This is a genomic window from Microbacterium azadirachtae (assembly GCF_000956505.1).
Classification (GTDB): domain Bacteria; phylum Actinomycetota; class Actinomycetes; order Actinomycetales; family Microbacteriaceae; genus Microbacterium; species Microbacterium azadirachtae_A.
Map to the genome: position 1 here is coordinate 13,950 of NZ_JYIX01000019.1, position 18,595 is coordinate 32,544.

Consider the following 18,595-nt stretch of genomic DNA (forward strand, 5'->3'; position numbering starts at 1 on the left):
AGCCGATGTCACTCGATTTCGCGTCCGCGCACGGCGCGCGTAGAGTCGCGAACATGAGCGCCGAAGCCCTTCCCACCGTCACCGTCCGGCCCGTTCGCGATGTCGATGCCGAAGCGCTCGGCCGTGTGCACGCGAAGTGCTGGCACGAGACCTACGACCACCTGATCAGCACCGCCACGCTCGAGGCCGTCTCGCCCAAGCGACTCGCCGAGCTGTGGACGCACTGGGCCTCCCAGGGCGAGGAGTACCGCATGAGCGCGGCGCTCGTCGACGGCGAGATCGTCGGCTTCGTCGGCTCCGGTCCCGCCCGGGACGAGAACCCCCCGGCGGAGCGCGAGCTCTACTTCATCTACCTCCTCGACGCCTGGCACGGCACCGGCATCGGCCAGCGTCTGTTCGACGCGGCCGTCGGCGCCGGCGAGAACTCCTACCTCTGGGTCGCCGAGGACAACCCCCGCGCACACCGCTTCTACGTGCGCAACGGCTTCACCCTCGACGGCGCCAACCAGCAGGAGCCCTTCCTCGGCGAGACCATCAAGGAAGTCCGCTTCGTGCGCTGACCCCTGCCGCGCTTCTGCGTCGAGGCCCCCTCCCAGCACCCGCACCCCTCGGGCGTGCGCCACTAGGAGGGGGCCTCGATGCTGCGAGGGGCGTGGACGGATCCTGCCACTGTGCACTTGTCCCACGCAGGGTGCGCCGCACGGCCGCGCCAGCACGGGGCACGCCACCTCACAGGGCACACCTTCTGCGTCGAGGCCCCCTCCCAGCACCCGCACCCCCTCGGGCGTGCACCGCTAGGAGGGGGCCTCGATGCTGCGAGGGGGCGTCGGCGACGGATCCGGCCGCGAGGGCACCGGATCTACCGGCCCGACACCTGGCCGAACACCTTCGCGATGGGGGCGACCACGAGCGGCCGTGCGGCGAGCCAGCCCCCGGCGATCACGACGAGCGAGAGCACGAACACCCAGAAACCGGTCCAGGTCACCGCGTCCTGCGAGGCGAACATGTGGTTCAGGTTGCGGAGCATGCCGGTGAGCAGCACGAGCGCCACGTGCACCACGATGAACGCCGTGAAGAACAGCATGGTCGGGAAGTGCACCGCGCGGGCGAGCTCGATCGGATACGCCTTCGACAGGCCCTCGGCCTTCTTCGGCCACAGCCCCGACATCCGGAACCCGGTGACGATGGCCACGGGCGCGGCGAGGAACACGATCGTGAAGTAGGCGAGCTGCTGCAGGCTGTTGTAGTTGACCCAGCCGTTCTCCGTCGGCCAGTCGAACGACACGTACTGCAGCGCGGCGGACAGCGCGTTCGGGAACACGTCCCAGCTCGTCGGCACGATCCGCATCCACTGCCCCGTGACGAACAGCAGCACCACGAAGATCACGCCGTTGACGATCCAGAGCAGGTCGAGCCCCTGGTGGAACCACAGCGTCAGGCTGATCTTGCCCTTGGGGTTGCCGCGCGGTGTCCAGAACGCGGTCGGACGCTTCTGCGTGCGCACCTGCAGGCCCGAGCGGATGATCAGCGTCATCAGGAACACGTTGAAGAAGTGCTGCCAGCCGATCCATCCGGGGATCCCGACGGGCGCCCCCTCGGGCAGGTGGTACTCGCCCGGGTAGGTCGTCAGGAAGTCCTGCATGAACGGCAGACTGAGGAACGCACGCACCAGCACGATCGCAGCGCCGGCGAGGACCGCGAGTCCCGCCGCGGCGAACAGACCGCCGATCGCCTGCAGCCAGGTCGGGCGGAGCCTCGATGCCGCGGGCTCCGTGACGGCGCGGCGCGGCGCCGACCCGTTCCAGACGGTGCGCGTGAACGGGAGCGGTGCCGAGACATCGGGGCGAGCGGCGACAGCCGTCGACGGCGCCTCCGGTGCGGTAGCCGCCGCGACGGGCGCAACCGCAGCGGACTCCGTCGCGTCGGAAGGAGCGGATACGACCACGCTCTCGGCCGCGACGGCGGTTCCGGCCGGAGGCCAGGGGTCTCCCCCGCCGACACGCGGCAGACCGCGGCGCAGGGCGGATCCGGCTTGTTGCGGCGCAGCGACGACGACCGCGGAGGCCGCGGGGGCGCTTGCGACCGCCGGGGCGGCCTCGGCCGCTGAGCCTGTCGAAGCGTCCGAGACGACAGGGCGAGTCGCTTCGACAACCTCAGGGACCGGGCTTACGGACGCTCCCGCCGGAGGCCAGGGCTCACCGCCCGCGGTACGCGGCAGGCCACGGCGCAGGACGGATCCGGCAGCTGCCGCGCCCGCGGTGTCGCGCGCCGGATCCGCCGACGCCGAGATGCTTTTCGTGTCTCCGCCGACCATCGGAGCGGCGTTTTCCATCCTCGACGCCGAACTCACCGGCGAAGAGATGGATTCCGCTGCCACAGGAGCGCTCGGAGCGGCGTTCTCCATCTCGGCGGCACGCTCGTCGGCGGGCGCCGTCGCGATGACCTCCGCGACCGCCGCGACCACGCCGGCGGGCGGCCAGGCCTCGCCTCCGCGGATGCGGGGCAGTCCCCTGCGCACGGTGGTCATCGCTACTTCTTCCGCGCCCGCAGCGCCTCGATCACCTGCGGCACGACCGTGAACAGGTCGCCCACGATGCCGAAGTCCGCGACGTCGAAGATCGGCGACTCCGGATCCTTGTTGATCGCGACGATCGTCTTGGCGGTCTGCATGCCGGCACGGTGCTGGATCGCCCCGGAGATGCCGAGCGCGATGTAGAGCTGCGGCGAGACCGAGACACCGGTCTGACCCACCTGATGCGCGTAGGGGATGTATCCCGCGTCCACCGCGGCACGGGAGGCGCCGATCGCACCGCCGAGCTCGTCGGCGAGGTCCTCGACGAGGGAGAAGTTCTCCTTGGATCCGAGTCCGCGCCCACCCGAGACGACGACCTTGGCGCCGCGCAGCTCGGGCCGGGACGAGGCCGCCTCGACGGCTTCGATCGGCTCGCCGGTCGCGACGGGCGCACCGGACGCCTCCACCGCGAGCGCCTCGACGCGGGCGTCGGCCACGACCTCGGCGCGCGCGTCGATCGCGCCCTGACGCACGGTGATCACGGGAGCGCCGAACGTCGGAGCGGAGTCGGTGAGGAACGCCCCGCCGTAGACGGAATGATGCGCCACCACGCCCTCGTCGTCGCGGGAGACGCCGATCGCGTCGACCGACAGCGCCAGCCGCTCGCGCACCGCGAAGCGCGCGGCGGCGTCGCGGCCCGCGATCGAGTTCGAGACGAGCACGGCGTCGGGGCGGACCGCACGGTACGCGGCCTGCAGCGCGTCGACCACGGGGACGGTCACGGATCCGCCGTCGACGTCCGCGGTGAGCACGACCTGCGCGCCGGCCGCGAGGACGGCGTCGACCGCCGCCTCCGCGGTACCGGCAGGGGCGGCCACGAGCGCGACCGGGGAGCCCAGCTGCGCCGCAGCTCCCAGCAGGCCCGCGGTCGTCGGCGCGGCGGCACCCGCCGGAGTCACATCGACGAGCACCAGGATCGAGTCGGAGGGGTACGCCATGCTCACACCAACCTGTTCTGCGCGAGGAACTCGACGAGCTGCGCTGCGGCGTCGCCCTCGTCCGTGATCTTCACACCCGCGGCGCGCGGCGGCTTCTCTGCCACCGCGGTCAGGATCGCCTGCGGCGCCTCCGCCGGATCGGTGCTGATGCCCAGGTCGGCCAGCGAGAGCACCTCGAGCGGCTTCTTCTTCGCCGCCATGATGCCCTTGAAGTTCGGGAAACGCGCGTCGGGCAGCGCCTCGGTGATCGAGATCACGGCCGGGAGCGGCGCGCTCACCTGCTGGGATCCGAAGTCCGTCGCGCGAGTACCGGCCACCGTGTCGGCGCCGATGGTCACGGCGCTGAGCGCCGTCGCCTGCGCGAACCCGAGGTGCTCGGCGAGCATCGCGGGGATCACGCCTCCGGATCCGTCCGTGGAGAGATTGCCGGTGATGACCAGATCCGGCGCACCGCGCCGGATCGCCGCCGCGAGCACCGCAGCGGTCAGCCCCAGATCGGCGCCGTGCAGCGCCTCATCGGACACGTGCACCGCGGATCCGGCGCCGATCGCGAGTGCCCGGCGGATCGACGCGGTCGCCGACTCCGGTGCCATCGACAGCGCCACGACCTCGGTCCCGGGGTTGGCGTCGGCGTAGCTCAGTGCGACTTCCAGCGCGCGCTCGGTGATCTCGTCGAGCACGACGTCTCCGGCTCCGCGATCGGCCAGACCCGTCTCCAGGTCGAGCTTGCGGTCCCCGTAGGTGTCGGGCACCTCTTTCACCAGGACGAAGATCTTCATCGAGCCTCCTCACGCGACCTCGATCGGCCGGTCCGGCCGCGGGCGGAATCGCCTCGGTTACCGGGCGATAACGTGGTGCCAGCGTACCTCAGCGCCGTGCCGGATCCGACCGCGCCCGACACCGGCGGACACACCCTGGCGCAACCCTCCAACCCGGACGCCATTCCGCCCGCAGAGCCTTGGCGGAGCGCTACGAACACGCCCGCACAGCGATTCTCGGGGGATCCGGATCCGGTTCGCGCCCCGGTAACGTAGGGGAATGGCCCGCCCGCACCCCCTGCCCGTCGACCCTCTCGCCGAGGCGAAGCGGCAGTGGCTCATGCACGGCTGGGACCACGCCGCCGACGGCATGTCGCTGGTCACCTCGGTCATGCGGGCCCAGCAGCTGCTGCTCGCGCGGGTGGACGCCGCGCTGCGCCCGTTCGCGCTGTCGTTCGCGCGCTACGAGGTGCTGCGCCTCCTCGCGTTCAGTCGCACGGGCACTCTGCCGCTCTCGAGCGTGGTCGCGCGCCTGCAGGTGCACGCGACGAGCGTCTCCAGCACCGCGGACCGGCTGGTCCGCGACGGCCTCATCGCCCGGCACCGCGATCCGCACGACGGCCGCGCGGCGCTGCTCGAGCTCACCGAGGTCGGCCGCGAACTCGTCGAACGCGCCACCACGTCGCTCAACGACGAGGTGTTCGCCGCCCCCGGCATCTCCGCTGAGGACTCGGCCGACCTCGTCGCGATCGTGGCGCGCATGCGCAAGGCGGCAGGCGACTTCGCGGATCCTCGTCCGCAGCCGGATCCCCTCTGATGAGTTTCTTCGTCCTGGAACGGACGATCGCCGCTCCGCTCGAGCGGGTGTTCGCCCTCTCCCTGGACGTCGGCGTGCACGTCGACTCGATGGCCGCGCACGACGAGCGGATCGCCGACGGCGTGCGCGCGGGCCGGATGGCGGAGGGCGACACGGTGACCTGGGACGCGCGGCATTTCGGGATCCGCTTCCGGATGACCTCGCTCGTGTTCGACGTGGACGAGCCTCACGGCTTCTCCGACCGGCAGATCCGCGGCCCGTTCGCCGAGTTCCGGCATCGGCACACGTTCTCGTCCCTCCCGGCTGATACGGCGCGGGGCATCCACGGCACTCTCATGCGCGACGAGATCGAGTTCCGCTCCCCGTTCGGCCCGCTCGGTCGCATCGTCGACGCACTCGTGATGAGGCGGCACCTGATCCGGCTCATCGAGCAGCGCAACGACACGCTCGCCGCACAGGCGGAGCAGTCATAGGCTGGCCGGCATGAGCGAGCTCCGCATCCGCACCGTCCTCGAGCCCATGGGCCCGGCCGGCGCCATCGTGCTCACCGACGCGCAGGTCGCCGAGGTCAGCACCGCGAAGGCCTTCCCCGTCACGGTGACGATCGGGGCGAACACGGCCCGCCTCCGACTGGGGCGCATGGGCGGGAAGAACCTCATCGGCTTCAGCAAGGCGAACCGCACGGCGATGGGCCTCGAACTCGGCGACGAGTTCGACGCGGTGATCGCCGCGGACACGGCGGAGCGGACGGTCGAGGTGCCAGAGGCGCTGTCCTCCGCTCTCGCCGACGCCGGGCTCACCGCCGCCTACGAGGCGCTGAGCTTCACGCGCCGCAAGGAGCTCGCCGTCTCCGTCGCCGATGCCAAGCAGGATGCGACGCGCGAGCGCCGCATCGCCAAAGCGCTGGACGAGCTGCGCGGCTGACGCGACGCCCCCGGGGTCGTTGAGCGAGCCCGGCCGAAGGCCGAGCGAGACGAAACGCGGCGCCCTTGCCAGCACGAGGCAGGATCCGGGTCCGTTGGGTCATGGCTTCACTCATTAAGTTGTGTACAACTTAATTGTGTGCAATTCTTTTCGCATGGCTGCAACCGACGAGATGGTGTGCTTCGCGCTCTATGCCGCGACCCGCGCCACGACCCAGGCCTATCGCGCACTGCTCGAGCCCTGGGGCCTCACGTACCCGCAGTACCTGGTGCTCGTGACGCTGTGGCTGGACGGCGACCAGACGGTCTCGTCGCTCGGCGACCGCCTGCAGCTCGACTCCGGCACACTGTCCCCCCTTCTTCGCCGCATGGAGAGCAGTGATCTGATCGTGCGCGAACGGCGCTCCTCCGACGAGCGCGTCGTCTCGATCGGGTTGACTCCTCACAGCCGCCGACTGCGCGAGGAGCTCCGCGAGATCCCTCGTCAGATCGCCGAGGGATTCGCCCTCCCCGACCGCACGAGCGCGGAGGACCTCATCCGCACGCTGCACGCGATCTCATCCTCCATGCACGAGGTTGCCGCCGCCGGCGCGCCGCAGCCCTCACCCGTTCGAACATCCGCACCTCGATCCGAAGGAGATCGCTCATGAACGTCCTCTACACCGCAGAAGCCGTTGCGACGGGAGCCGGCCGCAACGGACGGGTCGTCACGACCGACCGTCGCGTCGATCTGGATCTCGCGATCCCCCGCGAGATGGGCGGCTCGGGCGATGGCGCGAACCCCGAGCAGCTCTTCGCCGCCGGTTACAGCGCGTGCTTCCACTCGGCGCTCCAGTCCGTGGCCCGTGCGCAGAAGGTGTCGATCTCCGACTCCTCGGTCGCCGGCCGCGTGCAGATCGGCCCGAACGGCCAGGGCGGCTACCAGCTCGCGGTGCGCCTCGAGGTCGTCCTCCCCGGGCTCGAGCAGTCCCAGGCGCAGGCTCTCGCAGACGCCGCGCACCAGGTCTGCCCGTACTCCAACGCGACCCGCGGGAACATCGAGGTGACGGTCGTCGTCTCGGAGGACTGATACGGCGGCGCGGATCACGACCGTCGCCCGCCAGCGCGGGCCAGAGGGCTCAGTCGCCGTCGTACACGTAGGCGTCGAAGCGGGCGGGGATGTTCATGCGCTGCCAGGCGAGCTCCTCGTCTCGGCGGGAGCGGTCGCCGGGGAATGCCCGGGCGGTGTGCCGCGGCACCTGCCTGCTGTGCCCCGCGAGGTGCGCGACGGCCACGGCCTGCCCGCATACGCGGGCGGCGGCGACGGCGCTCGGATCCTGCGCCTGGCGCGCGGCCTCGTGGCAGGCGAACGCCTTCTCCCGCACGGCGTCGATGTCGAGCTCGCCGCGCAGGAAGGCCTCCGCGGCCGCGAGCGCCTGGTGCGGGCGGTCGTCGTCTGGACGCTCGGCCTGGAAGAGCGGCAGGAGCCGCTCGGCGCAGGCAATGGTCCAGCCGACCAGCTCGCGCCGGTCGTCCTCCGAGAGGCGCAGATCCTCGATGTCGGGCAGCGCGCCGTCGGCGAAGAGCGGCACGACGTTCGACGCCGGATCCTCGCGCCCTGCGGCTTTCTGGCGGGACGGATCCGCGAAGGATCCGAGGGAATGGATGTCTGCCACGGCGATCACCGGTTCACGAACTGCGGCGGACGCTTCTCGCGGAAGGCGGCCATGCCCTCCTTCTGGTCCACCGTGTCGAACAGGGAGGCGAAGGCTTCGCGCTCGATGTCGAGCCCGACCGCGAGCGTGGTCTCCATGGCGGCATCGAGGGTCGCCTTCGCAGCGATGATCGAAGGCAGCGACTTCGACGCGATCGTCTCGGCGAGCGTCGACGCCTCGGCGAGCAGGTCGGCGGTCGGCACGATGCGCGACACCAGACCCGCGCGCTCGGCTTCCTCGGCGCCGATGATCCGCCCCGACAGCACGAGTTCGGCGGCCTTGTAGTACCCGACCGCGCGGATGAGCCGCTGCGTGCCGCCCATGCCCGGGATGACGCCGAGGTTCACTTCGGGCTGGCCGAACTTCGCGTTGTCCGCCGCGAGGATGATGTCGCACATCATGGCGAGCTCGCATCCGCCGCCCAGGGCGAAGCCCGACACGGCGGCGATGACCGGGGTGCGCACGGCGGCGAAGTCGCGCCACACGCCGAAGTGGTCGGTCGCGGTGATCTCCGCGGCGGACATCGCCTCCATCTCCTTGATGTCGGCGCCCGCGGCGAACGCCTTCTCCGAACCGGTGACGACGATCGCTCCGACTCCCGGATCCGCGTCGAACGCGGTGGCGGCGGCCGTGACCTCCTCGGCGACCTGCGAGTTCAGCGCGTTGAGCGCCTGGGGCCTGTTCAGGGTGATCCAGCCGACTCGTCCGCGCTGCTCCGTGAGGATCGTCTCGTACTCGTTCGTGGCCATGCTCATCCTTTCGCCGCACCTTCGTGGCGCTTCCAGTATCTCCGATGTCGGTGAACGGACGGTGTCGGCACTGCGGAACCGCGAGACTCCAACTGGGCGACGAGACTGCACGCGTGCGGCGCAGTCTCGTCGCCCAGTTGGAGTCTCGCGGTCAGGAGGGTCCGCTCAGGGGCGGGTCCGCGGTCAGGACGCGTCGCGGATGTCCGTGATGATCCCGGAGAAGTCGCGACCGGCGCCGGAGCCGGCGGCGAACGTCGCGTAGATCTGCTGGGCGAGCCGGCCCATCTGCGCGTCGGTGCCGGTGCCCTCGATCGCCTGCAGCGCGAGTCCCAGATCCTTCGCCATGAGCGCACCCGCGAATCCCGGCTGATAGTCGCGGTTGGCGGGGCTCGTCGGCACAGGACCCGGCACGGGGCAGTTCGTCGTGATCGACCAGCACTGGCCCGACGCCTGCGACACGACGTCGAACAGCGCCTGGTGCTCCAGCCCCAGCCGTTCGCCGAGCACGAAAGCCTCGGCCACGGCGATCTGCGAGATGCCGAGGATCATGTTGTTGCAGACCTTCGCAGCCTGCCCGAGCCCCGGACCACCGCAGTGCACGATGCGCTTGCCCATCGTCTCGAGCAGCGGCAGCGCGGCGGCGAAGTCCTCGTCCGAGCCGCCCACCATGAAGGCGAGCGTGCCGTTCTCCGCCCCCACCACACCGCCGGAGACCGGCGCGTCGATGTTGCGATGCCCCGCCTCGATCGCCAGCTCGTGCGCGGCGCGCGCCTCGTCGACGGCGATCGTCGAGCTCTCGATGAACAGGGTTCCGGGGTCGGCCGCGGCCAGCAGCCCGTCCTGATACGCGGCGATCACGTGCTTGCCCGCGGGGAACATCGTGATGACGACGTCCGCGCCGGACACCGCATCCACCCCGAACTGCGCGACCGGCAGCCCCGCGGCGGAGGCGGCGTCGACCGCGGCGGGCACGACGTCGAAGCCGATCACCTCGTGCCCCGCAGCGAGCAGGTTCTTCGCCATCGGGAGGCCCATGTGACCGAGCCCGAGGAACGCGATCCGCGTCATGATGCAGGCCGCATCGACGCGGATCCGGAGGGGCGCAGCATCTCGCGCCCGACGATGAGTCTCATGATCTCGTTCGTCCCTTCCAGGATCTGATGCACCCGCAGATCACGGACGACCCTCTCGATCCCGTAGTCCTGAAGGTACCCGTACCCGCCGTGCAGCTGAAGGGCCTTGTTGGCGACGTCGAAGCCGGCGTCCGTCGCGAAGCGCTTGGCCATCGCGCAGCGCATCGTCGCGTCAGGCGCCTTCTCGTCGACGGCCTGCGCGCCGTCGCGCACCATGAGCCGCGCGGCCTGCAGATCCGTGCGCATGTCGGCGATGGCGAACAGGATCGACTGCTTCTCGGCGAGCGGCTCGCCGAACGCCTCCCGCTCGTGCACGTACTGCACGGCGCGGTCCAACGCCCACTGCGCGCCGCCGATCGAGCAGGCGGCGATGTTCAGGCGGCCGCCGTTCAGGGCGCTCATCGCGATCGCGAAGCCCTGCCCCTCGGATCCCAGCATGTTCGTCGCGGGAACCCGCACGCCGTCCAGGATCACCTGGCGGGTGGGCTGCGCGTGCCACCCCATCTTCTTCTCCGGTGCGCCGAAGCTGAGGCCCTCCGCGCCGCCGGGGACGAGGAAGGCGGTGATGCCGCGCGCGCCCGGAGCCCCGGTGCGCGCCATCACGATGTAGACCGCGGCCTCGCCGGCGCCGGAGATGAACTGCTTCACCCCGGTCAGCACGTACTCGTCGCCGTCGCGGATCGCGCTCGTCGCGAGCGCAGCCGCGTCGGATCCCGCCCCCGGCTCCGTGAGGCAGTAGCTGCCGAGTCCCTCCATCGAGATGAGTTCGGGCATCCAGCGCGCGAGCTGCGCGTCGGTGCCGTAGCCGTCGATCATCCAGACGACCATGTTGTGGATCGAGATGTAGGCGGCGATGGTGGGATCGCCCTTGGCGAGCTCCTCGAAGATCGCGACGGTGTCGACGCGCTCGAGCCCGGTTCCCCCGGACTCCTCGCGCACGTAGATCCCGCCGAGTCCCAGCTCGCCGGCGCGCATCAGGGTGTCGCGCGGGAACAGGTGCTTCTCATCGCGCTCTGCGGCGAACGGGGCGAGCTCGGTCTCGGCGAACTCGCGCACGGCGCCGAGGATGGCGGCGCGCTCCTCGCTGGTCATCGTGATCGGGGTGGCGACGGTTGTCATGTCGTGTTCCTTCTGGCGTTTCTGCGTGCGTGCGGCCGGGTCAGTGCATCGTGGGGATGACGAAGCTGGCGCCTTCGCGGACGCCCGCGGCCGGCCAGCGGCTCGTCACGGTCTTGGTCTTCGTGTAGAAGCGGAAGGCGTCGGCGCCGTGCTGGTTGAGGTCGCCGAAGCCGCTGCGCTTCCAGCCGCCGAACGTGAAGTACGCGATCGGCACGGGGATCGGCACGTTCACGCCGACCATGCCGACGTTGACGCGGGCGACGAAGTCGCGGGCCGCGTCGCCGTCGCGCGTGAAGATGCCGACGCCGTTGCCGAACTCGTGCTCGGACGCCATCCGCAGCGCCTCCTCGTAGTCGGCCGCGCGGGCGATCACGAGCACCGGTCCGAAGATCTCCTCGCGGTAGATCGACATGTCGGTCGTGACCCGGTCGAACAGGGTGGGGCCGAGGTAGAAGCCCTCCTCGTGACCGGAGACGGAGATGCCGCGCCCGTCGGCGAGGAGCTCGGCACCCGCGTCGACCCCCTGCTGGATGTAGTCGTTCACGCGCTCGACTGCGGCACGGTTCACGAGCGGGCCGTAGTCCATGCCCGGCTCGAGCGAGGGCCCGACCTTGAGCGCCGCCACCCGCTCGGCGAGCTTCGCGGCGAGCGCGTCGGCGGTCTCCTCGCCGACCGGCACGGCGACCGAGATCGCCATGCAGCGCTCCCCCGCCGAACCGTAGCCGGCGCCGATGAGGGCGTCCGCGGCCTGGTCCAGGTCGGCGTCGGGCATCACGACGAGGTGGTTCTTCGCGCCGCCGAAGCACTGGGCGCGCTTGCCGTGCGCGTTCGCGGTCGTGTAGATGTACTCCGCGATCGGGGTGGATCCGACGAAGCCGATCGCGCGCACCCGCTCATCGGTGAGCAGCACGTCGACGGCCTCCTTGTCGCCGTGCACGACGTTGAGGATCCCGGCGGGGAGGCCGGCCTCCAGGAACAGCTCGGCGATCCGCACGGGCACAGAGGGGTCGCGCTCGCTGGGCTTGAGGATGAAGGCGTTGCCGGCGGCGATGGCCGGGCCCATCTGCCAGAGCGGGATCATCGCGGGGAAGTTGAACGGGGTGATCCCGGCCACGACGCCGAGCGGCTGGCGCAGCGAGTACACGTCGATGCCGGTGCCGACGCCCGTCGAGTACTCCCCCTTGAGCAGGTGCGGGGCTCCGACGCAGAACTCGATCACCTCGACGCCGCGCTGAATGTCGCCCTTGGCGTCGTCCAGGGTCTTGCCGTGCTCGCGCGAGAGCAGGGCGGCGAGGTCGTCCGTCTCGTCGCGGATCAGCTCGAGGAAGCGCATGAGCACCCGCGCCCGCTTCTGCGGGTTGGTCGCCGCCCACTCGGGCTGAGCGGCCTCGGCGTTCGCGATCGCGGCACGCACCTCGTCCCCGCTCGCCAGCGGCACCCGTGCCTGGACGGCGCCGGTCGAGGGCTCGAACACCTCCCCCCAGCGGCCCGAGGTGCCGGGGATCGGGGATCCTCCGATGAAGTGGGTGATGTCGCGGACCATCGTGTGCTCCTGGTTCTGCGTCGTCGTCGGCGCTGCCCTTCAGATTACGTGGACCTCCATCTATTTACTAGGGGTTCCATGTAATTCATCGACACCTGTCAGGCCGTTCACCTTCCGGTCACCTTCGACACGTACAACAGACTCTGCGCGGGCTGCGGACGCTGACCGGATCGGGTGCTCGTCTTCCCCGCGCAACGGGATGCGCCCGGCTTTCTCGCACGGGCGCCTACGCGGTCACGAACCGCAGGACCCCCGCCGAATCGGGTCGGCGGGGGTCCTCTCTTCTCTGCGGATCCTCTCCGCGGACGGGCGGGAGCTACTCCCAGGTCACCGTCGGGGTCGCCGCTCCGAAGTCGACGGTCGGGGTGTCCAGGTAGCCGCCGAACGTGACCGTATAGGTCTGTCCGTCGCTGCCCTGCAGCGTCATGTCGACGCTGATCGAGTCGTAGCTGGACACGACCGTGGGCGAGGATCCGCTGGACTCCGGCTCCAGGTTGCCGAGCGCGGCACTGCCGTCGGCGGTGAGCGTGCGGGTGACGGTGCCCTCCACCGGGCTGGCGCCGGAGAGGTCGATCGCCGTGATGTCCATGCCGCAGGGCGTCGCCAGCGTCTTCATCGCGACGCAGCCCTCGACCGCTGTGCGCACGAGCGATCGGAATGCCGCGACTCCGGCGTCGTTCAGCGCGGTCTTCACGTCGTACAGCGCGGCGGCGTCCTCGGGGGAGGCGATCGTCAAGGTCGTGTCGCCGTCGATCGAGAAGTACTTCGAATCCAGTGCGATCTCATAGGCGCCGGGGAACACGTACGCGTTCGTGATGCCCGCCGTCGGCACGCCGTTGAAGGTCGCGTCGAGTCCGCGCAAGGCGTCAAGGGAGACCGGGTTCACGCCGTTCGCGATCTTCCAGGTGTCCTTGATCCGATAGGCCTCATAGGTCACCGACGACAGCGTCTTGTCGCCGATCCGGTACGACGCGATGACGGTGGCCGTGGACTTGCCCTCGCCGCCCTTCGCGACGGAGATGCGGCTGATCGGGGCGAGCCTGTTCGACTCCTTCAGCACCGCGTCGGTGAGGAGCGTCTTGTCCGGCACACCCTCGAGGTAGCCGAGCGCGGTCTTCGCGTCGCCCTTCGAGACGGCCGTCAGATAGGCCTTGACCGTGTCGGCGGCCGTCACGGAGGACCGGGTGATGGCCGGCACCACGAGCAGCGCCACGACCAGGAGCGCGACGAGCAGAAGGGCCGCGCCGCCGCCGATCAGGCCCCAGAGCAGTCCCTTCGAGGTCTTGCGGGGCGGCTGCGGAGCATAGGCCTGACCGGGCTGGACGGGATAGGGCTGGCCGGGTTGCGCGGCGTACGGCTGGCCAGGGTAGGGCTGACCGGGTTGCGCGGCGTACGGCTGACCGGGGTACGCCTGGGCGGGTTGCCCCTGGCCCGGCTGCGCACCGTAGGGCTGCCCAGGGTACGACTGCCCCTGGTCAGGCTGCCCCGATGGCGCGCCATACGGCTGTCCCGGCTGCGCGCCGTACGGCGACGGCTGGCCGGGCGGCGGAAAGGACTGCTCCGGCACCTGAGGCGGCGATTCCGGAGCAGCCGGAGGAACGGCCGCAGCGTCCGCAGCGCCCTCCTCCGGCACCGGCGTCGCAGCCGGCGGAGGCGGTGTCGGGTTCTGCGAACCGGATCCGAAATCGAGCTCATGCCCGCCCTGAAGCGGTTCCCCCTCGGTAGCCATGGACCAAGACTATCGAGCAGCGCCGCATCGTTCGATGTGCAGAACTGCCCCGCTTCAGGCGGAACCGCACCGGGCTCTCCGCGCAGGGGCAGATGAGCAGGTGAGGGTTGACAGGCTCGCTTCCCGTATCTATAAAGAAACTTAGCTAATAGATCTTCAGGAGTTGCGATGACGTCTTCCCCCGCCCCCGGCACCCCCGGCTGGCTCGCCCTGCGCAACGACCAGGCGGCGCTCGCGCTCCTCCTCGACGAGGGTCCTCTGACGCGCAATCGCATCGGCGAGCTGACCGGGCTCTCCAAGCCGACCGCGGCGCAGATCGTGGCACGCCTCGAGGAGGCCGGCCTGATCCGCACCGCGGGCGAGCTCTCCGCCGGCCGCGGTCCGAACGCGGTGACCTACGACGTCCGGCTCGACCACACCCTGGGCGTCGCGATCGATGTGGACGAGACCGTGCTGCGGGCGACCGTCGTCGACGCGCGCGGCACGCGGCACCCGGTCGCGACCGTCGCGCTCGACGCCTCGCACCCGCGCTCCGCCGAGGGCGATGTCCGCCGCGCGATCGACGCCGCCTGCACGGCGGCGGCCGTCGATCCCGCGGCGATCGTCGAGATCGTGATCGGCGTGCAGGCCGCCACGGATCCCACCGCGGATCGCCTGAACTTCACGGACACCCTCGACGGCTGGCCCATGCAGAACGCGCGCGGCGAGCTCGAGGCGGGCCTCGGCATCGCCGTGACTCTGGAGAACGACGTGAACCTCGCCGCGATCGCGGAGCGGGCCGAGGGCGCGGGCACCGAAGCCGCGGGCTTCGCGCTGCTGTGGCTCGGCGAGGGCCTCGGCCTCTCGATCGACCTCGACGGCGCGATCCTGCACGGTGCGACCGGCGGCGCGGGCGAGATCGGCTACCTGCCGGCACCCCGCACGGCGATGGCGATCGACCCGGATGCGGAGGATCTGCAGGAGCTGGTCGGCGGATCCGCGGTCGCGCGCGTCGCGAGCACCGCCCTGGGCATCACCCTCGACTACACGCACGCGCTCGACGCCCTCGCTGCCGCACCCGAACAGGAGAGGATCCTGCCCGCGCTGGCGCAGCGCATCGCGTTCGCGCTGACCCCGGTGATCGCGGTGCTCGATCCGGCGCTCGTGATCCTGGGCGGCCCCACGGGCGTCGCCGGCGGGGCGCCGCTTGCCGACGCGGTCTCCGCGGCTCTGCGTGCCTCGTCGAGCTGGAACCCGACCGTGCACACCACCGGCGCCCCCGCCGATGCGGTACTGCTCGGCGCGCGCCACGTGCTCGTATCGCGTCTGCGCGCACGGATCCTCCCCGACTGACCACCCCCGGGGTGCCCGGGACCACGGCGATGAAGGGGGCGTCAGCCCCTACGAACAGAGAGGTTCACATGAAACGCCACACCATGACACGGCTCGGAGCCGTCGCCGCGATCGCCGTCGCGGGCGTCGTCCTCGCCGGCTGCTCCGGCGGATCAGACACCGCCATCGCCACGAAGGCGCCCGATCACCTGTCCGGCACGGTCACCCTGTGGGAGTTCTTCAGCGACCGCGAGGCCGGCGTCGTGCAGTCCGTGATCGACGACTTCCAGAAGAAGCACCCCGATGTGAAGGTCGACGTGCGCACCGGCCAGGAGGACGACAAGATCATCAAGGCGATCGCCGCGGGCAACGGCCTCGACGTCGCCATCTCCGGGGCCGTCGACAACGTCGGCGCGTTCTGCTCCTCGGGAGCGCTGCGCGATCTGACCCCCTACATCGATCGCGACGGCGTCGATCTGTCCCAGCTTTCAGACGTCGCGCGCAGCTACACCTCGTTCGGCGGCAAGCAGTGCGCGCTGCCGATGCTCGCCGATGTGCAGGGCCTCTACTACAACACCGACCTGCTGCAGGCGGCCGGCTACAGCGCCCCGCCCAAGACCCTCAGCGAGCTCGAGACGATGGCGGTCAAGCTCACGACGTACAACCCCGACGGATCCATCAAGACCCTCGGCTTCAACCCGCTGATGGGCGCCTACGAGAACGCACCCACCGTCTTCGGCGCCGCAGCCGGCGCCGAGTGGATGAAGGACGGCAAGAGCAGCATCGCGTCCTCCCCCGGCTGGAAGGAGCTGATGACCTGGCAGAAGAGCTTCATCGACGAGATCGGCTACGACAAGCTCAAGGCCTTCACGGCGGGCCTCGGCGACGAGTTCTCCGCGAGCCAGGCCTTCCAGACCGGCCAGCTCGCGATGAACCTCGACGGGGAGTGGCGCGTCGCGTTCCTCGCCGATCAGGCCCCCGACGTGAAGTACGGCGTCGCGCCGTTCCCCGTGCTGGACGGTCATGAGGATCTCTACGGAGGCGGGTACTCGTCCGGCACGATCGCGGGTGTCTCCAAGGGATCCAAGAACCCCGAGGCCGCCTGGGCGCTGCTGCGCTACCTGACCTTCGACACCGACGCGGTCGTGAAACTCGCGAATGGCCTGAAGAACGTCCCGACCACGAAGGACGCGCTCGCGTCGTCGAAGCTCGACCTTCCGGATCAGTTCGGCACGTTCCTCGACATCGCGAAGAGCCCGCACCTGACCTCGATCCCTGCGACCGTGATCGGCAGCGCGAACCAGGTGGCGCTCTCCGGCTACTGGACGAAGTTCCAGTCCGGTGGCGGGGGCGACATCGACGCCGGCCTGAAGAAGGTCGACAAGGACATCGACGACCAGCTCGCGCTGAGCGAAGGCCCGTGATGACCGCGACCCTCGCGCCGGGGCGTGCGGAGACTCCTCCGCACGCCCCGGGCTCCCCCGCCCGCCGCCGGCGCGGATCCGCCGCCCGCCGTCGGCGGTGGAGCATCGCCCTGATGCTGGCGCCGACACTCCTCGGTCTCGCCGTCTTCTTCGTCTACCCGCTCGTCGCGAACCTGTACTTCTCGTTCACTCGCTACGACCTCGTCTCGGCGCCGCAGTGGAACGGTTTCAGCAACTACGTCTACCTGTTCACGAAGGATCCGCGGATCGTCACGGCCGCACTGAACACCCTCTGGTTCGTCGTGATCCTCGTGCCGATCAGGATCGTCTGCTCGCTGGCCGTGGCAGGTCTCCTGCTGCGCGCCAGGAGCGCCGGCGGGATCTGGCGCACGATCTTCTACCTGCCCGCACTGGTCCCGCCCGTGGCATCCGTCGTCGCCTTCGTGTTCCTCTTCAACCCGGGGACGGGCCCCGTGAACCTCGTACTGAAGAGTCTCGGCATCCCCGGTCCGCTCTGGTTCAACGACCCGGCGCTCGCGAAGCCCTCGCTCGTACTGCTGGGGGTGTGGGTGATGGGCGACGTGATGATCATCCTGCTCGCCGCCCTCCTGAACGTGCCGCGGGACCAGTACGAGGCGGCCTCCCTCGACGGAGCGAACGGCGTGCAGAAGGTGCGCTACGTGACGATCCCGTCGATCGCCCCTGTGCTGCTGTTCGCCCTCGTGACGGGCATGATCGCGGCCCTGCAGTACTTCACCGAGGCGGCCGTGGCCTCCGGTGTCGCGTCCGGCCGCTCCGGCGCCGCCTCCGGCGGGCTCGCCGCCGACATCGGCTATCCCGAGGACTCGCTGCTCACCTATACGCAGTGGCTGTACGTGCGCGGATTCGCCAACTTCCAGCTCGGCTACGCCGCGGCCATGGCCGTGGTGCTGTTCGTGGTCGCGAGCGTGTTCGTCGCCCTGCTGCTGCGCAAGTCGCGCGCCTTCTCCCCGGAGGACTTCTCATGACCGCGACCGCCCTCATCACCACGGGATCCGCCCGTCCCCCGCGCTCGGTGCGCGGCGGCCGGCGGGTGCTCGTCTGGATCGCGGACCACACCGTGCTCTCGGTGCTCGCGGTGCTGTTCCTCGCCCCGATCCTGTTCGTGCTGCTGACCTCGTTCATGTCGAGCCGGCAGACCCTGACGGCCTCGATCTGGCCTCAGCCGTGGGACCTCTCCAACTACGTCCGCGCGTTCACCCAGGTGCCGCTGGGGCTGTGGTTCCTGAACTCGGCCTTCTACGCGGTGCTCGCCACGGCGTTCATGCTGCTCTCCTCGGTACCGGCGGCCTATGTGCTGGCGAAGATCCGTTTCCGCGGCGCGAACATCATCTTCCTCGCGATCATCGTCGCGATGCTGCTGCCGCCGCAGGTGACGATCGTGCCGGTGTACGTGATGTTCTCGAAGCTCGGGATGACCGGGACGCTGTGGCCGCTGATTCTGCCGAATCTGCTCGGCGATGCGTTCTCGATCTTCCTGCTGCGGCAGTTCTTCCTCACGATCCCCACGGCCTACGCCGACGCCGCGCGGATCGACGGCAACGGCGAGTGGGGCGTGCTGTGGCGCGTGATGGTGCCGATGACCAAGCCCGGCATCGCGTCGGCCGCGATCTTCCTGTTCTTCAACTCGTGGAACGACTACTTCGGGCCCCTCCTGTACGCCTCGGAGAATCCGTCGGCCTGGACGGTCGCCTACGGCCTGTCCACCTTCCACGGAACGCACGGCACCGACTGGGGCACGACCATGGCCGTGACCATGCTCGTGACGATCCCCGTCGTGATCGTGTTCTTCTTCGCCCAGCGCGTCTTCGTCGAGGGCATCAATCTGACCGGCGTGAAGGGCTGA

19 protein-coding genes are annotated in these 18,595 nt (G+C 70.2%); 10 read left to right on the forward strand and 9 right to left on the reverse strand.

The annotated features are described in order from the left end of the window. The first annotated feature begins 53 nt into the window (after window positions 1-53). On the forward strand, window positions 54-560 hold the full coding sequence (locus RS86_RS01305) for a GNAT family N-acetyltransferase (protein WP_152642025.1): 507 nt from the start codon (window positions 54-56) through the stop codon (window positions 558-560). A gap of 299 nt (window positions 561-859) precedes the next feature. Here the strand turns inward: RS86_RS01305 and RS86_RS01310 are convergent, their stop codons facing one another. From RS86_RS01310 to RS86_RS01320, 3 genes are read right to left on the reverse strand one after another with little or no spacing between them, the layout of a single operon-like run. Continuing rightward, window positions 860-2,527, reverse strand: coding sequence for a cytochrome b/b6 domain-containing protein (locus RS86_RS01310; RefSeq protein ID WP_045270402.1), 1,668 nt, complete (start codon window positions 2,525-2,527; stop codon window positions 860-862). A gap of 2 nt (window positions 2,528-2,529) precedes the next feature. After that, a complete protein-coding gene (locus RS86_RS01315; RefSeq protein ID WP_045270403.1) occupies window positions 2,530-3,510 on the reverse strand; it encodes an electron transfer flavoprotein subunit alpha/FixB family protein in 981 nt (326 codons plus the stop codon). A 2-nt stretch (window positions 3,511-3,512) separates the two neighbouring features. Continuing rightward, window positions 3,513-4,289, reverse strand: a complete 777-nt coding sequence (locus RS86_RS01320) for an electron transfer flavoprotein subunit beta/FixA family protein (protein ID WP_045270404.1) — start codon at window positions 4,287-4,289, stop codon at window positions 3,513-3,515. A 259-nt stretch (window positions 4,290-4,548) separates the two neighbouring features. On the opposite strand from RS86_RS01320, the gene RS86_RS01325 reads away from it, so the two are divergent. The 5 genes from RS86_RS01325 to RS86_RS01345 all read left to right on the forward strand — a co-directional run bounded on the left by RS86_RS01325 (window position 4,549) and on the right by RS86_RS01345 (window position 7,077). Next, complete coding sequence (locus tag RS86_RS01325; RefSeq protein ID WP_045270405.1) at window positions 4,549-5,085, forward strand: MarR family winged helix-turn-helix transcriptional regulator; 537 nt, start codon at window positions 4,549-4,551, stop codon at window positions 5,083-5,085. After that, complete coding sequence (locus tag RS86_RS01330; RefSeq protein ID WP_045270406.1) at window positions 5,085-5,558, forward strand: SRPBCC family protein; 474 nt, start codon at window positions 5,085-5,087, stop codon at window positions 5,556-5,558. The genes RS86_RS01325 and RS86_RS01330 overlap by 1 nt, the downstream gene beginning before the upstream one ends. A 10-nt stretch (window positions 5,559-5,568) precedes the next feature. Continuing rightward, window positions 5,569-6,009, forward strand: a complete 441-nt coding sequence (locus RS86_RS01335) for a YdeI/OmpD-associated family protein (RefSeq protein WP_045270407.1) — start codon at window positions 5,569-5,571, stop codon at window positions 6,007-6,009. A 154-nt stretch (window positions 6,010-6,163) separates the two neighbouring features. Beyond that, window positions 6,164-6,658, forward strand: a complete 495-nt coding sequence (locus tag RS86_RS01340) for a MarR family winged helix-turn-helix transcriptional regulator (RefSeq protein ID WP_200892725.1) — start codon at window positions 6,164-6,166, stop codon at window positions 6,656-6,658. After that, on the forward strand, window positions 6,655-7,077 hold the full coding sequence (locus RS86_RS01345; protein WP_045270409.1) for an organic hydroperoxide resistance protein: 423 nt from the start codon (window positions 6,655-6,657) through the stop codon (window positions 7,075-7,077). The genes RS86_RS01340 and RS86_RS01345 overlap by 4 nt, the downstream gene beginning before the upstream one ends. A 49-nt stretch (window positions 7,078-7,126) precedes the next feature. Here RS86_RS01345 and RS86_RS01350 read toward each other — a convergent pair whose 3' ends face one another. The 6 genes from RS86_RS01350 to RS86_RS01375 all read right to left on the reverse strand — a co-directional run bounded on the left by RS86_RS01350 (window position 7,127) and on the right by RS86_RS01375 (window position 13,975). Continuing rightward, the gene (locus RS86_RS01350; protein WP_152642026.1) at window positions 7,127-7,663 is read right to left on the reverse strand and encodes a putative immunity protein; all 537 of its coding nucleotides are present in this window, start codon (window positions 7,661-7,663) and stop codon (window positions 7,127-7,129) included. 5 nt (window positions 7,664-7,668) lie between these two features. After that, window positions 7,669-8,451, reverse strand: coding sequence for an enoyl-CoA hydratase-related protein (locus tag RS86_RS01355; RefSeq protein WP_045270410.1), 783 nt, complete (start codon window positions 8,449-8,451; stop codon window positions 7,669-7,671). A gap of 183 nt (window positions 8,452-8,634) precedes the next feature. Beyond that, window positions 8,635-9,519, reverse strand: a complete 885-nt coding sequence (mmsB, locus tag RS86_RS01360; RefSeq protein ID WP_045270411.1) for a 3-hydroxyisobutyrate dehydrogenase — start codon at window positions 9,517-9,519, stop codon at window positions 8,635-8,637. After that, window positions 9,516-10,703 carry an acyl-CoA dehydrogenase family protein gene (locus RS86_RS01365; RefSeq protein WP_045270412.1) on the reverse strand — a complete coding sequence of 396 codons (1,188 nt, stop codon included), beginning with the start codon at window positions 10,701-10,703 and terminating at the stop codon, window positions 9,516-9,518. The genes mmsB and RS86_RS01365 overlap by 4 nt, the downstream gene beginning before the upstream one ends. Window positions 10,704-10,743: 40 nt before the next feature. Beyond that, entirely contained in the window at window positions 10,744-12,246 is a 1,503-nt protein-coding gene (locus RS86_RS01370) for a CoA-acylating methylmalonate-semialdehyde dehydrogenase (RefSeq protein ID WP_045270413.1), read from the reverse strand. Window positions 12,247-12,562: 316 nt separating this feature from the next. Continuing rightward, window positions 12,563-13,975, reverse strand: coding sequence for a DUF3824 domain-containing protein (locus RS86_RS01375; protein ID WP_045270414.1), 1,413 nt, complete (start codon window positions 13,973-13,975; stop codon window positions 12,563-12,565). 168 nt (window positions 13,976-14,143) lie between these two features. On the opposite strand from RS86_RS01375, the gene RS86_RS01380 reads away from it, so the two are divergent. The 4 genes from RS86_RS01380 (at window position 14,144) to RS86_RS01395 (ending at window position 18,595) form a co-directional block, all read left to right on the forward strand. Beyond that, entirely contained in the window at window positions 14,144-15,307 is a 1,164-nt protein-coding gene (locus RS86_RS01380) for an ROK family transcriptional regulator (RefSeq protein WP_045270415.1), read from the forward strand. A 68-nt stretch (window positions 15,308-15,375) separates the two neighbouring features. Continuing rightward, window positions 15,376-16,710, forward strand: a complete 1,335-nt coding sequence (locus RS86_RS01385; protein WP_045270416.1) for an ABC transporter substrate-binding protein — start codon at window positions 15,376-15,378, stop codon at window positions 16,708-16,710. Then, a complete protein-coding gene (locus tag RS86_RS01390; RefSeq protein ID WP_045270417.1) occupies window positions 16,710-17,717 on the forward strand; it encodes a carbohydrate ABC transporter permease in 1,008 nt (335 codons plus the stop codon). Before RS86_RS01385 ends, RS86_RS01390 begins: the two co-directional genes overlap by 1 nt. Then, complete coding sequence (locus tag RS86_RS01395; RefSeq protein WP_045270418.1) at window positions 17,714-18,595, forward strand: carbohydrate ABC transporter permease; 882 nt, start codon at window positions 17,714-17,716, stop codon at window positions 18,593-18,595. The genes RS86_RS01390 and RS86_RS01395 overlap by 4 nt, the downstream gene beginning before the upstream one ends.

Bases quoted from the DNA above. Each gene is read 5' to 3' on its own strand.
- RS86_RS01305 (WP_152642025.1), top strand. From the start codon at position 54: ATGAGCGCCGAAGCCCTTCCCACCGTCACCGTCCGGCCCGTTCGCGAT.
- RS86_RS01310 (WP_045270402.1), bottom strand. From the start codon at position 2,527: ATGACCACCGTGCGCAGGGGACTGCCCCGCATCCGCGGAGGCGAGGCC.
- RS86_RS01315 (WP_045270403.1), bottom strand. From the start codon at position 3,510: ATGGCGTACCCCTCCGACTCGATCCTGGTGCTCGTCGATGTGACTCCG.
- RS86_RS01320 (WP_045270404.1), bottom strand. From the start codon at position 4,289: ATGAAGATCTTCGTCCTGGTGAAAGAGGTGCCCGACACCTACGGGGAC.
- RS86_RS01325 (WP_045270405.1), top strand. From the start codon at position 4,549: ATGGCCCGCCCGCACCCCCTGCCCGTCGACCCTCTCGCCGAGGCGAAG.
- RS86_RS01330 (WP_045270406.1), top strand. From the start codon at position 5,085: ATGAGTTTCTTCGTCCTGGAACGGACGATCGCCGCTCCGCTCGAGCGG.
- RS86_RS01335 (WP_045270407.1), top strand. From the start codon at position 5,569: ATGAGCGAGCTCCGCATCCGCACCGTCCTCGAGCCCATGGGCCCGGCC.
- RS86_RS01340 (WP_200892725.1), top strand. From the start codon at position 6,164: ATGGCTGCAACCGACGAGATGGTGTGCTTCGCGCTCTATGCCGCGACC.
- RS86_RS01345 (WP_045270409.1), top strand. From the start codon at position 6,655: ATGAACGTCCTCTACACCGCAGAAGCCGTTGCGACGGGAGCCGGCCGC.
- RS86_RS01355 (WP_045270410.1), bottom strand. From the start codon at position 8,451: ATGGCCACGAACGAGTACGAGACGATCCTCACGGAGCAGCGCGGACGA.
- mmsB (WP_045270411.1), bottom strand. From the start codon at position 9,519: ATGACGCGGATCGCGTTCCTCGGGCTCGGTCACATGGGCCTCCCGATG.
- RS86_RS01365 (WP_045270412.1), bottom strand. From the start codon at position 10,703: ATGACAACCGTCGCCACCCCGATCACGATGACCAGCGAGGAGCGCGCC.
- RS86_RS01370 (WP_045270413.1), bottom strand. From the start codon at position 12,246: ATGGTCCGCGACATCACCCACTTCATCGGAGGATCCCCGATCCCCGGC.
- RS86_RS01375 (WP_045270414.1), bottom strand. From the start codon at position 13,975: ATGGCTACCGAGGGGGAACCGCTTCAGGGCGGGCATGAGCTCGATTTC.
- RS86_RS01380 (WP_045270415.1), top strand. From the start codon at position 14,144: ATGACGTCTTCCCCCGCCCCCGGCACCCCCGGCTGGCTCGCCCTGCGC.
- RS86_RS01385 (WP_045270416.1), top strand. From the start codon at position 15,376: ATGAAACGCCACACCATGACACGGCTCGGAGCCGTCGCCGCGATCGCC.
- RS86_RS01390 (WP_045270417.1), top strand. From the start codon at position 16,710: ATGACCGCGACCCTCGCGCCGGGGCGTGCGGAGACTCCTCCGCACGCC.
- RS86_RS01395 (WP_045270418.1), top strand. From the start codon at position 17,714: ATGACCGCGACCGCCCTCATCACCACGGGATCCGCCCGTCCCCCGCGC.